The following is a 12,402-nucleotide window of genomic DNA, read 5'->3' on the forward strand; positions in this document are numbered from 1 at the left end:
GGAGTTGGGCATGGACGATCCGGAAGATACGGCGGGGTCTGAAGGGGATCAGGCGCGCGAGGACCTGGAGGGTTCAGGAGTAATCATCCCCGGACCTGGAGGGAAGCAGCGCCTCGGCCTGGAGACCAGGCGGGCGGTGGCCTGTCCGAGTCCTCTCGCGAGGCGGGGCGAACGGGCGGCGGAGGACGAAAACCCGCGTTAAATGGAATCCGTGGCCGCCCAACTCCGTCTCCGCCTGCTCGAGTCCATCACCGATGTCTCCGCCGCCGACTGGGACGCCCTCGCGGGCCCCGAGGCGCCGCCCTTCGTGCGCCATGCGTGGCTCGCGGCCATGGAGGAGAGCGGCAGCGCGACGCGGGAGACGGGCTGGGAGCCCCAGCACCTGACGCTGTGGCGGGGCGGCACGCTCGTGGCCGCCTCGCCCGCCTACCGCAAGCACCACAGCATGGGTGAATACGTCTACGACTTCTCGTGGGCGGGGGCCGCCGAGCGCATGGGCGTGGCGTACTACCCCAAGCTGGTGGTGGGCGCGCCGCTGTCGCCCGCCACGAGCCCCCGCTTCCTCATCGCCCCGGGCGAAAAGGACGTGCGCGCCCTGCGCCTCGCGCTGCTGCAGGCCGCGGTGGACAGCGCGAAGGAGACGGGCTGCTCCTCGGTGCACGTGCTCTACCCGCTGGAGGACGAGGCGGACCTCCTGGAGGAGCAGGGGCTCGCGCGGCGCATCACCCTGCAATTCCACTGGAAGAACCCGGGCTACCCAGACTACGACGCGTACCTCGCGCGCTTCGACTCCAAGCGCCGCTCCCAGCTCAAGCGCGAGCGCGCGGCGGCGGCCACCCAGGGCATCACCGTGCGCACGGTGCGCGGCGAGGAGCTGGGCCTGGAGCACGCGCGGCGCGCCTATGGCTTCTACGAGGCCACGTGCGAGAGCCGGGGCCCCTGGGGCCAGGTGCAGCTCACCGAGGACTTCTTCGTGCGGGCCTTCCGCGCGCTGCCGGGCCAGGTGGAGCTCGTGCAGGCCGAGCGCGCGGGCAAGGTCATCGCGGGGGCGTTCAACCTGGTGACGCCCGAGCGGCTCTACGGGCGCTACTGGGGGTGCCACGAGGAGCACCCCTTCCTGCACTTCCATGTGTGCCTGTACCACTCGGTGGACGAGTGCATCCAGGCGGGGCGGCGGGTGTTCGAGCCCGGCGCGGGCGGCGAGCACAAGATCTCCCGCGGCTTCGAGCCCACGGCGGTGCACAGCGCCCACCTCATCTTCAATCGGACGCTGGACCGGGCCGTGCGCGACTTCCTGCGCCGCGAGCACGAGCACCTGCGGCCCGCGGTGGAGCAGGCCGAGCAACTCTCGGGCCTCAAGCCGTGGCCGCTGCCCGGCCGCTAGCCCCTCGGGCTCGTCCCGCCGCCTGGACCCGGGGCCACCGGACACGGCGGGGTGACGGAGGGGTGATGGAAAAGTGAACCCGGCGGAGACAACCCGGTAGAGTCCGCCGCAATGAGAGCGCCTGAGAAGGACGAAGATTTCGTGCAGTGGTACGAGGACTGCTGGGCGGATCGGGACGAGGTGGAGTACCCGAAGCTCTTCGGCGCCATCAGCGAGGACGTCACCCTGCTGGAGGGGACGGGAGCGCTGGAGGCGTGGATCGAGAGCATGATGGAGGAGGATCCCAGCCAGCAGCTCGCGGTGGACCCGAACTGGCTGCCCATGGGCGTGCGCGTGGCGCCCCCCTCGCCCGAGTACCCGTACTGGACCTACGTGACGAGCGGCCTGTCCAACCCGTTCACCCTGGCGCCGGGCGACGAGGTCGCCGAGGACGCCGCGAGCGGGATTGGCTACGAGATGGTCATCCACACGCCCGAGGAGGAGCGCTGGCCGGTGCTGCGGCTGCTGGACCTGATGGCCTACAACCTCGTGTGCGCGCGGCTGTTCGCCGTGGGGCACCGCTACCCGGTGGACGGCTCGCTCACGGGCGGGGAGTCGAAGCTCAGCGGCTTCGCCTTCGTGACCGACCCCACGCGCCCCTCGCACTTCACCCTGCCCTCGGGCCGGGTGCAGCTCCTCACCCTGGTGGGCGTGACGAAGAACGAGATGGCCTTCGCCCGCTCCAATGGCATGCCCCGCCTGCTCGAGCGGCTGGCGACCGCCGGCCCGCCCTACATCACCCACCCCGACCGGGACGAGGTGAAGCTCTAGGTCCGGGAAGACAGGACCGGTCCGGGGCCCGCCCGTCCGCCCGCCGGGTGGCACGCCGCCCCCACTCCCTCCAGCTTGTGCCTCCAGAGGTGACCCACAGAGGGCCCCAAGGAGGCAGGCATGAAGAGGACGCGGATGGGAGTGATGGCGGCGGGCGTGGCGGTGGCGTCGCTCTGCGCGAGCGGAGCCCTGGCGGCGGCGGGCCGTGAGTCCAGCGCGGACATGCGGGGCGTGTCCGTGCTCGTGGGCGGTGGCATCGAGGGCTACACCCAGAGCCTGGGCGCCGACATCCAGCCGGGCGCCGCCTACGGCGCCACCGTCATCCTCCGGCCCACCAAGGTGGTGGGGCTCGAGCTCGGGTACGCGGGCGCCTCCAACAACTTCGATCGGAGCAACGTCGCGGTCAGCGACAGCGTCCGCGGCCCGGACGTGATGCGCAACGGCGGTCAGGCCGTGGCCACCCTGGGCCTCACCGCCGCGCCCGTGCAGCCCTACCTGCTGGCCGGCGTCGGCATCAGCCGCTACAACGTGCGCGCCACCGCCGCGGGCTTCCAGAGCGACACCGTGGGCAACGTGCCGCTGGGCGGCGGGCTCCGGCTGCACCTGGGCCACTTCACCGCCGACGCGCGCATCAACTACAACGTCCTGGTGGATCAGCAGTTCGCCACGAGCCTGCCCAGCGACACCACCACGCCCACCAGCACCACCGGCACCGGCGGCATCTACACGGGCACGGTGAACCTCGGCTCCACTTTCTAAGAAACCAGCCCAAACGCCCGGACCCCGGCCCCGTCAGACATTGTCCTGGCGGGGCCGACGCTTTCGCGCGAGACTGCAATCTTGCCGTGCGGGTGGACTCCGGAGCATTCCCGAGGCCCCCCGGCACAAAAAAGCCCGCGTGTCTGTGAAGCGCTTCACACGAGTTGTGTGAACGGCTTCACAGCCCCGGCCTCCCCCCGGACGATAGAACCGCCTTGGGATCAGGGACACGCGCTCCGCTGAATCCGGAAGCCGCGCCAGGAGTGAGGGCGAGGCGATGTTTGGGTGGGGTCGCCGCGGGCCAGCTCCAGCACGGAGGGGTCGCCGACAACAACCTGCCCCGGGGGGGGGACATCGCCACGAAGCCCGACGGACGCGGTGAAGAGGCTCGCGGTCAGGGCCCCTTCACCGGAAGACGGACACGTCCATGCCTGGGGAGTCCGCTCTCCAGGGCCATTGTCCGGGATCCTCGGAGGACCGAGGGGGCCGCGCCAACTGGGCGCGGCCTCCCTCCCCGTGTTTCGCTCAATCCAGGTTGTTGCGCAGCCGCTCCATGTCCAACAGGATGATCTGTCCGCTCTTCTCGTAGGACAGCACGTTGGCCTGCACGAAGTCGCGCAGCCACTTGTTCACGCTCTCGCGGGACACGCCGCACTGGTTGGCCAGGTCCGCCTGGGTGCGCTTGGGCAACAGCACGCCCTCGGGGCAGGGCTGGCCCTGGGTGCGCGCCAGCTCCAGCAGCACGCGCCGCAGCCGGGCGGGCCCTTCCAGGAAGGCCACGTCGTGCACCTGCTGGGTGACCCGCCGCACCATGCGGCTGAGCGTCGCCAGCAGCTGCATCGCCACCTGGGGGTGCTCGATGACGAAGCGGCGGAAGTCCTCCTGGTGCAGACTCAACAGGTAGGTCTCCTCGCGCGCCACCGCGTCCGTCGAGCGCGGCTCCCCGTCCAGGAGCGCCAGCTCCCCGAAGAAGGCCTCGCGCCGGAGGATGGACAGGATGACCTCGCGGCCCTCCGGCGAGCTCAGGCGGATGGCCACCTCGCCCCGGCGCACGATGAACAGGGCCGTCCCCACGTCCCCCGCGTGGAAGATGACCTCCCCCTTGGCGTAGCGCCGCTCCTGCAAGAGCTTCGACAGGAGCTCGTACTCCTCCTCCGACAGGGTCTCGAACAACGGAATCTTCTTCAGCAGCTGCGCGTAGGAGGGCACGGTTCGCCTCGGCGTCGGAACGAGAGCAGCACCAGACCCAGGGAAGTCTCGTCTTCTCCGGGAGCGGGGCCAATCCCTCATGAAGCGGCCTCGGGGGGCAAGTGCTCATTCGTGGGCCCCGCGCCCGAGGTCCCGCGTCGGCATGGCGAAGTCGTTGACCGGCGAAAGCGCTTGCGAAAGGATGGGCGGCTCGGGTAACGCCCAGTCTTGGCACACGTGGAGGCCACGTCGGCGATCCTCGAAGCTCAACGAGCGCATGACTGTCGAGGCCTCCTCATCCGCCACCGTTCCCCGTGCCTTGTGCCCCCGCTGCGGGACCGAGGTGCCCCTGCTCACCGCGGGCACCCAGGTCATCCGCTGCTCCGGGTGCGGGGCCGCGCTGCAGGTGAGTGTGCGTCCGGTGGACCCCACCACCGCACCCCTGTCCATCCCGGTGTCCATCTCCCCGCCCACCGACGAGGTGCTCCGGCCCCGGCGCGGGCCCATGGTGGAGGTGTCCGGCCCCCGGCGCGCGGAGTCCGCCCGTCCGGTGCACACCTTCACGGTGGAGCTGTCCCAGTCGGACATCGACACGGAGGGCCTCGAGTCCAAGGCCGCGCCGGCGCGCCTGCCACCGCCGCCCCCCGCGCCCCAGGCGCCGATCAGCATCGACACCCCCTGGTACGCCGAGGACATCGAGCGGCTGCCCGAGGCGAGCGCCAGCCTGGGCCAGCTCGCGCTGGAGAGCTTCGAGGCCCTGCCGCCCCTGCCGCTGCGGCCGGACACCCCCGCCGCGCGCGACGCGGCCGCCGCGGCCCGGGGCCCCGGCACCCCGCCGCGCCCCAAGTGAGGGCCCCTGAGTGAGGGCCCGCCCAGCAGGCGGGGAAGCCGCCCCCGTCCATCCATCCCCCCATTCAAGCAGGTGGCGTGCGGTATCATGGCGCCCGCAGGCCCCGCCTGGAGGGAGTGGACGCAGCGTGAAGAGGACCGCAAGCAGCAGGCCACCCCGCGAGGGCGACCTCCAGGACATCCGCCGCGGCTATGCCGGGCTCGTTCCCCAGGTGGAGGAGCTGGCCGAGCAGGTGCTGCCCGTGCTGCGTCAGGCCACGCAGGACCTGGCCCGGCTGGAGGCCCAGTGCGAGGAGCTGCGCAAGGCCGCCGCCCCCGAGGCCCCGCCCCCCGTGGTCCTGCCCCGGATGCTCGAGCGCCTGGAGGAGCAGGGCCAGCACGTGCGGCGCATGGAGCAGACCCATCGGGGCCTCGAGGCGCTGCGCTCGGCGCTCGGCAACCTGGGCGAGCGGCTCCAGCACGGCCTGGACGAGCAGGACACGCTCGCGCGCGAGGAGAAGCGCCTGTGGCTGCGCGAGCTGTTGTCCCTGCGCCAGCGCGCCGCGGACGCCAACGCCTCCGGAGACCTGGCCCAGGGCGAGGAGGCGGTGCGCCTGCGCGCCGAGCGCGAGCGCCTCGGACAGCGCGTCGAGGATTTGGAGCGCGAGCTCACCGCGCGCGACGAGGCCCTCAACGCCAAGGAGCAGACGCTCGCGGACCTGCGCCGGATGATCGTCCTGCTCACCGGCGACAGCTTCAGCGCGCCCGCCGAGCCCCAGCCGCTGCCAGCCCCCGTCGAGGTTCCCCGCGTCGTGCCCCGCGCCGAGCCCCGGGTGACGGCGCGGCCCCCGCCGGTCCACGGCGAGTCGCCCCCCGGCAAGAAGCCCGAGCAGATCTTCGGCCAGCACAGCATGGAGCTCGCCCACGGCATGCTGGAGTCCTTGGGGGATCCGCCCCGCACGCCCAGCATGGAGATCATGCTCGGGCCGCTGGACGAACTGGAGGAGGAGCTGCAGAAGGCCACCGCCTCCGAGCCGCCGCCCGTGCCCGCCGAGGCCCGGCTCGCCACGACGCCCACCCCGGCCATGGCCCGGGCCGGCGCGCGCGCCCTCCCCGCCCCTGCCGTCTCCGAGTCCCCCCGGCCGCCCGCGCGCCCGGGCACGCTCATCATCAGCGAGGACATGTTCCAGGACGTGCTCGTCGCCGACTCCCTCTCACCCAGCGGTAGGAAATGAGCACGACGTCCGGAGACCGTTCACTGCCGACGCGCTTTGGCCGCTACGTGCTGCTCAGTCACCTGGGCCGCGGCGGCATGGCGGACATCTACCGGGGCGTCGCGCTGGGCGTGGGCGGCTTCGCCAAGCCCGTGGTCGTCAAGCGCGTGCTCACCGAGGCCATCCAGCAGGAATCCGCGGTGAAGATGTTCATTGAGGAGGCGCGGCTCTCGGCGCTCCTGCAGCACATGAACATCGCGCAGATCTTCGACTTCGGGGAGCAGCGCGGCGAGTACTTCATCGCCATGGAGTTCATCCATGGGCGTGACCTGCACGACATGATGCGGCGCATCGCCGCGCGGGGCCAGGGCATCCCCGTGCACATCGCCTGCTACATCGCCATGGAGGTGCTCAAGGGGCTGGACTACGCGCACCGGGCGCGCTCGGCCGCGGGCGAGCCCCTGCAGCTGGTCCACCGGGACGTGAACCCCACCAACATCATCCTCTCCTTCGAGGGGGAGGTGAAGCTGCTCGACTTCGGCGTGGCGCTGGTGGGCAACGCGGGCGCCACCAACAACGTGCGCGGCAAGCCGGGCTACATCCCGCCCGAGCAGCTCGCGCGCAAGAAGGCCGACGGCCGCGGCGACATCTTCGCCCTGGGCATCACGCTGTACGAGATGCTCGCGCGGCGCCATGCCTTCAAGCCGGGCTCGGTGATGGACGTGCTCAAGCAGACGGTGGCGCTGCGCGCGCGGCCCCTGAGGCTGCAGGACGCGGCGCCCTTCCTGCCCGAGGGCCTGTGCACCATCGTCAACCGGTGCATGCTCGCCAACCCCGACGAGCGCTACCAGACGGCCGCGGACGTGCTGGACGCGCTGGACGAGTTCCTCATGGGCGCGGGCCTGCGCGTGTCCCAGCGCGACCTCGCGGCGCTGCTGGCCACCTGCTACGAGCCCGAGGTGCGCACGCCCCCGGTGCAGCCGCCCATCCCCCCGGAGCTGCTCGGCCAGGACGCCCCCGCCGCCATCACCTACACGGTGCGCGAGCCGGGCGGCGGCCTGTACCTCATGAAGCTCGGCGAGGAGGACGTGCAGCTGCTGTTCGCCAGCGGCAAGCTGTCCCCCGAGGTGCAGGTGTCCCAGTCCGGCGGGCCCTTCCTGTCCCCCTCGGCCTTCCCGCGCATCGGCGCCGCGGCGGCCACCGCCCAGGAGCGGCTCAACGCCCGGCGCGCCACCGCGCCCCGGCCCCGCTACGCCGGCAACCTCACCCTCACCCACCCCTTCCGCGTCGTGTCCCGGCTGATGCTCACGCGCGCCACGGGCCGGCTGCACTTCGAGGACAACCGCGTCCACAAGGAGCTGTTCCTCAAGGCCGGGCAGATCATCGCCGTGCGCTCGAGCCTGGCGGCCGACCGCTTCGGCCCCTTCGTGCTGAGCACCGGCAAGCTCGCCGCCGAGCAGTGGCAGCGCGCCATGGAGGGCACGCGCCCCTTCACCGGCCGGCTCGTGGAGGCGCTGCTCGCCGCCCGGGCCCTGTCGCCCACGGAGCTCGCCGAGTGGTCGCTCGAGCACCGCCGCCACGTGGCGCTCGGCCTGCTGGGCTGGACGCGCGGCCGCTACGCCTTCTTCGAGCGCGACGCCCCCATCACCGACGGCTCCGAGGAGCGGCTGGGGGGCCTGGCCCTGCTCAACGAGGGCCTGCGCGTGCACTACCCGCTGGAGCGGCTGGTGCGCGAGCAGGAGCCCCTGCGCCACAAGCCGCTCTACCGCAACCTGGACGCGCTCCTGTCACCCAGTGACCTGAACCTGTCGGCCCAGGAGCTCAGAAGCGCCTCCTTGTTGAACAAGCCGGGCACGACCCTGTCCGCCGCGCTTGCGGAACTCAAGCGACCGGAGGATGAAGGAGCCCTGCGCCGCGTGGCGCTGCTCTTCACGGAGTTGGGACTGCTCGCGGCGGCCTGAGCGCGGCGAGCGGAGGGACGAGGGGTGGTGTGATGGGAATCGCGCTGGGCATCGACCTGGGCACGACCAACAGCTGCATGGCCCGGGTGGACCCGGCCACCGGCCAGGCCCGCGTGCTGCCCAACCGCGAGGGCGAGACCACCACCCCGTCCGTCGTCCACTTCGACGCCTCGGGCCGGGTGTCGGTGGGCAGCGCCGCGCGCCGCCAGGCCGCGCTGCACCCCACCCACACCGTCTTCGCCGCCAAGCGGCTGCTCGGGCGGCGCTTCTCGGATCCCGTCATCCAGGCGCTGCGCCGGCTCTTGCCCTATGAAGTCGTGGCGGACGGGGCGGGCAACGCCGCGGTGCGGGTGCACGGCCAGGTGAAGAGCCCCACCGAGGTGATGAGCCACGTCCTGCGCTACCTCAAGGAGAGCGCCGAGGCGCGGCTGGGCCAGACGGTGGACGGCGCCGTCATCACCGTGCCCGCCTACTTCGACGAGGTGCAGCGCCAGGAGACGAAGCTCGCCGGCCAGCGCGCGGGGCTCACCGTGCACCGGCTGCTCAACGAGCCCACGGCGGCCATGCTCGCCTGCCGCGTGGACGCGTCGCGCCCGGAGAACATCGCCGTGTTCGACCTGGGCGGGGGCACCTTCGACATCTCGCTCTTGCACGTGGAGGGCGAGGTGGTGCAGGTGCTAGCCACGTGCGGGGACAACACCCTGGGCGGCGACAACGTGGACGAGCTCTTGGTGGAGGCGCTGCGGCGCATCTTCCTCAAGCAGACCGGGGTGGACCTGGGCGGCGCGCCGGACGCCCTGTGGCGGCTGCGCGAGGCGGCCGAGGCCACCAAGCGCGCCCTGTCCGAGCGCGAGGCGACCGCGCTGGAGCTGCCCTTCCTCGCCACGCACGAGGGCCAGCCCCTGCACCTGTCCCTGCCCACCTTCTCGCGCGCGCTCCTGGAGAACCTGTCCGCGCGCGAGCTGGAGCGGCTGCGCACCCCGTGCGAGCAGGCCCTGGAGGACGCGGGCCTCACGCTGGAGGACATCCACCGCGTGGTGCTCGTGGGCGGCATGACCCGCATGCCCGCGGTGCGCGCGCGCGCCGAGCTGTACCTGGGCCGCCCCGGCGAGCGCTCCGTCAACCCGGACGAGGCCGTGGCCCTGGGCGCCGCGCTCGAGGCGGACATCGTCGCGGGCACCTCGCCCCTGCCCCCCCAGGTCATCCTGCTCGACGTGCTCTCGCGCGGCCTGGGGCTGCGCACCGAGGGCGGCCGCTTCAGCGTCCTCATCCCACGCAACACCACCATCCCCACGCGCGAGACCAAGGTCTTCACCACCACCTTCGACGGCCAGACGCACGTGGACCTGGAGGTGTACCAGGGGGAATCCCCCACCGTGGACGCCAACCGCTACCTCGGCGAGCTGCGGCTCACGGACCTGCCCGCCGCCCCCGCGGGCGCGGTGCGCGTGGCGGTGGACTTCACCATCGACGCGGACGGTATCCTGCAGATCACCGCGCGCGAGCCCGGCACCGGCCGCGAGGCCCAGGCCACGCTGCGCCCGCCCACCGCCGCCTCGCCCTGAGCGGCCCCGACGAGACGCCGCCATGTCCCAGGCCCCCGCCCCCCCTTCCGAGCGCAATCCCTTCGAGGTCCTCGGCCTCCAAGGCACCGAGGAGCTGCCCGCCATCCGCAAGGCCTTCCTGCTCATCGCCGCCAGCACCCACCCGGACCGGCTGCGGATGAAGTCCCCCGAGGAGAAGGCCCAGGCGCTGGAGATGTTCCTCGTGGCCAAGAAGGCCTTCGAGGCGCTGAGCCCGCCGGACAAGCGGCGCGAGTGGAGCGAGCGCATGCTCCGCGCCGCCCCGGGACCCGCCCGCACGCCGCCGCCCGTGAGCGCCCCGCCCGTGAGCCCACCGCCCGGGAGCCCTCCGGCCATGGGCCCCGCGTTCACCCCGCCGCCGGGCCTGCCCACCGCCGCCGCGCCGGGCGCCCCCGCGCCCACGTCGGGCCCGCGGCCCGCGGTGAGCGAGTCCGGCGCCCGCGCCACGCCCTCGCCCGAGACGGCGGCGCTCCAGCTCTACCGCATGGGCATGAGCGCGCTGGAGGCGCAGGACTACGCCAAGGCGCTCGGCCTGTTCTCCCGCGCCGCGAAGCTGATGCCCATCCCCCGCCACCAGGCCATGGAGCTGGTGTGCCGGGGCCAGCAGTACCTCAGCACCCGCTTCTTCGATCGCGCCCGCGAGAGCTTCGAGCAGGCGCTGCGGCTGTTGCCCTCGTGCCGCGAGGCCCAGGTGAGCCTCGAGCTGCTCGAGAAGCAGGTGAGCCGCTACCACCGCGGCCGGTAGGGCGCGATCAGGTGATGGTAATGGGGATGTTGTAGAGGAAGCACACCGGCACCTTCTGGGGCTTGTACTGCCAGCCCTCGCGGATGCCGGAGATGATGTCCTCGTCCGCGCCCGGCACGTTCTTCACCGGCGTCACCTCGTACACGTCCCCGCTCGTCGCCACGCAGATGCGGTACATGCCGTTGAGGGTGCCCTGGTTGCGGTGCGACTGCTTGAAGACCTCGGACAGGCGCGGCGGCGTCTGGCGCACCACGTCGCGCTGGATCACGAACGGCGGCACGTTCTTGGGCTTGGGCGCCTCGCCCGTTCCGCCGAGCTGGCCTCCGAGCTGACCGCCCACCACGCCCCCCACGACTCCGCCCACCACGCCGCCCTCCACCCCTCCCGCCACGCCCCCGGGCACCCCCGCGGGCTCCGCGGCGGCCACCGTCTCCGGCACGGGCTCCGGCGTGGGCTCCGGCTCGGGCGCCTTCTCCTCGGGCTTTTCCTTGATCGGCTCGATCTTGTCCGGCTGCCGCAGCACCAGCTCCTTGCGCGGCGTGGGCTTCTTCTGGACCGTCGGCGTCGGGCCGCCCGCGGGCGGGGGCGGCGGAGGCGGAGGCGGCAGGTGCCGCATCAGCGTCAGCTCCACGTCCTTGGGCGCCGCCACGGCGGGCTTGGCCATGGGGTTGGCCACGGCCAACAAGGCCGCGATCGCGCCCACATGGACAGCCACGGAAATCAGGGCAGGACCGAAAAAGTGGGGATCGGGCGGAGTGCTCTGTTGCGCGAACATGGGGCCTCAACGGAGAGGGTCACCCTCGTATAGCACAGTCCGGGGGGCTGTCCTCCCTACTCCCCGGGTTGGGATGTGAACCTGGGGTGAAAAGCGAATCCCTTCTTTGTGCTCCGCGCGGTCTGTTGATAGACGGACGCTCCGGCAGCGGCCAAGCACGCTTTCGGATGCTCGTGCCGTGAGCCCCCCTCTATTCCCCGCGAGGCTCTCGTGCAGACGAAGCAGAAGTGGGCCCTCACGCTGCTGACAGCGTGGGGCGCCATGTCGTGTGGTGGTTCGGCCGGTCCGGTGGATGCGTACCAGGGCGCCATCGATCCCTCGGCGCTGGACGCCAAGTTCCAGCCCTTCAGCGCCTGTGGCAAGGATGGCAGGCAGCGCTGCTACACCCCCGCCAAGGCCTTCTCCAATGGCGTGGAGCAGTCCTTCTACAACCTGGGTCTGGTGGAGAAGGCGAAGCTCACCGAGGACGCGCAGAAGCGGCCCACGCTCAAGGCCAGTGCCGTCACGGCCCGGGCGTATGACTTCCCCGAGGCATGCACGGCCGGCAAGGCCTTCGACGAGCGCACGGACGCCTACCGGCAGGACGCGCAGTTCGCCGTGTTCGACGCCCTGCCCCTCACGCCCGCGACCAACGCCCCGGCGGCGCTGCCCCTGGTGCGCACGAGCGCCTGGACGGGCGTGACGCCCTTTGACTGCAACGCCATCAAGAGCGCCCAGTCGCTCAAGGACGGGGTGTTCGGCGGCGAGGCCTCGGCGGACGAGTCGCTCGCGCTGCGCGCCGTCATCGACCTGTCGGTGCTGCCCACGCGGCCCTCGGCCCAGGCCGCCTCGGGGTGGTACCTCGGTCTGCAACTCGCCTATCTGGATGGCGGCGCGGTGGCCGTGACCGAGGAGGGCAACGTGCGCACCATGGACGGCGTGTGGTTCAAGGGCTCGAGCGGTACGGCCCGCGACCTCACCGCGCGCCTGGTGTTCCAGGCCCGCCCGGGCGAGCCGGACTTCTCCCCCGTGGTGCGCCTGCGCGAAGTGGCGGGCGGCAGCACGACCTACACCTCGCTCTGCTACGCCGCGCCGTGCGCCGCCGACGCCTACGACCTGAGCGCGAACGCCACCTACACCGGCATGCTCTTCCTCGTGCCGAGCACGCCGTGAACC

Annotated in this window: 11 protein-coding genes; 9 read left to right on the forward strand and 2 right to left on the reverse strand. The window is 72.2% G+C overall.

The window, feature by feature from the left end:
- The first annotated feature begins 202 nt into the window (after window positions 1–202).
- The 3 genes from I3V78_RS00965 to I3V78_RS00975 all read left to right on the forward strand — a co-directional run bounded on the left by I3V78_RS00965 (window position 203) and on the right by I3V78_RS00975 (window position 2,953).
- Window positions 203–1,384 carry a GNAT family N-acetyltransferase gene (locus tag I3V78_RS00965; RefSeq protein ID WP_204484438.1) on the forward strand — a complete coding sequence of 394 codons (1,182 nt, stop codon included), beginning with the start codon at window positions 203–205 and terminating at the stop codon, window positions 1,382–1,384.
- Between the two features lie 111 nt (window positions 1,385–1,495).
- Entirely contained in the window at window positions 1,496–2,194 is a 699-nt protein-coding gene (locus I3V78_RS00970; RefSeq protein ID WP_204484439.1) for a suppressor of fused domain protein, read from the forward strand.
- A 120-nt stretch (window positions 2,195–2,314) separates the two neighbouring features.
- Entirely contained in the window at window positions 2,315–2,953 is a 639-nt protein-coding gene (locus I3V78_RS00975; RefSeq protein ID WP_239576240.1) for a hypothetical protein, read from the forward strand.
- A gap of 525 nt (window positions 2,954–3,478) precedes the next feature.
- On the opposite strand, the gene I3V78_RS00980 is transcribed toward I3V78_RS00975, so the two are convergent.
- A complete protein-coding gene (locus I3V78_RS00980) occupies window positions 3,479–4,162 on the reverse strand; it encodes a Crp/Fnr family transcriptional regulator (RefSeq protein ID WP_338023438.1) in 684 nt (227 codons plus the stop codon).
- Window positions 4,163–4,418: 256 nt separating this feature from the next.
- Here I3V78_RS00980 and I3V78_RS00985 point away from each other — a divergent pair, with 256 nt between their 5' ends.
- The 5 genes from I3V78_RS00985 (at window position 4,419) to I3V78_RS01005 (ending at window position 10,472) form a co-directional block, all read left to right on the forward strand.
- The gene (locus I3V78_RS00985) at window positions 4,419–4,991 is read left to right on the forward strand and encodes a TFIIB-type zinc ribbon-containing protein (protein WP_204484441.1); all 573 of its coding nucleotides are present in this window, start codon (window positions 4,419–4,421) and stop codon (window positions 4,989–4,991) included.
- A gap of 127 nt (window positions 4,992–5,118) precedes the next feature.
- Window positions 5,119–6,204 (forward strand): AAA family ATPase, encoded by a 1,086-nt coding sequence (locus I3V78_RS00990; RefSeq protein ID WP_204484442.1) that lies wholly within the window; start codon window positions 5,119–5,121, stop codon window positions 6,202–6,204.
- Window positions 6,201–8,144, forward strand: coding sequence for a serine/threonine protein kinase (locus I3V78_RS00995; protein ID WP_204484443.1), 1,944 nt, complete (start codon window positions 6,201–6,203; stop codon window positions 8,142–8,144). Before I3V78_RS00990 ends, I3V78_RS00995 begins: the two co-directional genes overlap by 4 nt.
- Window positions 8,145–8,176: 32 nt before the next feature.
- Window positions 8,177–9,709, forward strand: a complete 1,533-nt coding sequence (locus I3V78_RS01000) for an Hsp70 family protein (protein WP_204484444.1) — start codon at window positions 8,177–8,179, stop codon at window positions 9,707–9,709.
- Between the two features lie 22 nt (window positions 9,710–9,731).
- Window positions 9,732–10,472 (forward strand): DnaJ domain-containing protein, encoded by a 741-nt coding sequence (locus I3V78_RS01005; protein ID WP_204484445.1) that lies wholly within the window; start codon window positions 9,732–9,734, stop codon window positions 10,470–10,472.
- A 7-nt stretch (window positions 10,473–10,479) separates the two neighbouring features.
- Here the strand turns inward: I3V78_RS01005 and I3V78_RS01010 are convergent, their stop codons facing one another.
- Window positions 10,480–11,187, reverse strand: coding sequence for a PaxA (locus tag I3V78_RS01010; protein WP_338023439.1), 708 nt, complete (start codon window positions 11,185–11,187; stop codon window positions 10,480–10,482).
- A gap of 270 nt (window positions 11,188–11,457) precedes the next feature.
- Here I3V78_RS01010 and I3V78_RS01015 point away from each other — a divergent pair, with 270 nt between their 5' ends.
- Complete coding sequence (locus I3V78_RS01015; RefSeq protein WP_204484446.1) at window positions 11,458–12,399, forward strand: hypothetical protein; 942 nt, start codon at window positions 11,458–11,460, stop codon at window positions 12,397–12,399.
- Window positions 12,400–12,402: the final 3 nt, after the last annotated feature.

Source organism: Archangium primigenium, from assembly GCF_016904885.1.
Lineage (GTDB): Bacteria > Myxococcota > Myxococcia > Myxococcales > Myxococcaceae > Cystobacter > Cystobacter primigenius.

Bases quoted from the DNA above. Each gene is read 5' to 3' on its own strand.
- I3V78_RS00975 (WP_239576240.1), top strand. From the start codon at position 2,315: ATGAAGAGGACGCGGATGGGAGTGATGGCGGCGGGCGTGGCGGTGGCG.
- I3V78_RS01000 (WP_204484444.1), top strand. From the start codon at position 8,177: ATGGGAATCGCGCTGGGCATCGACCTGGGCACGACCAACAGCTGCATG.
- I3V78_RS00985 (WP_204484441.1), top strand. From the start codon at position 4,419: ATGACTGTCGAGGCCTCCTCATCCGCCACCGTTCCCCGTGCCTTGTGC.
- I3V78_RS00995 (WP_204484443.1), top strand. From the start codon at position 6,201: ATGAGCACGACGTCCGGAGACCGTTCACTGCCGACGCGCTTTGGCCGC.
- I3V78_RS00965 (WP_204484438.1), top strand. From the start codon at position 203: ATGGAATCCGTGGCCGCCCAACTCCGTCTCCGCCTGCTCGAGTCCATC.
- I3V78_RS01005 (WP_204484445.1), top strand. From the start codon at position 9,732: ATGTCCCAGGCCCCCGCCCCCCCTTCCGAGCGCAATCCCTTCGAGGTC.
- I3V78_RS00970 (WP_204484439.1), top strand. From the start codon at position 1,496: ATGAGAGCGCCTGAGAAGGACGAAGATTTCGTGCAGTGGTACGAGGAC.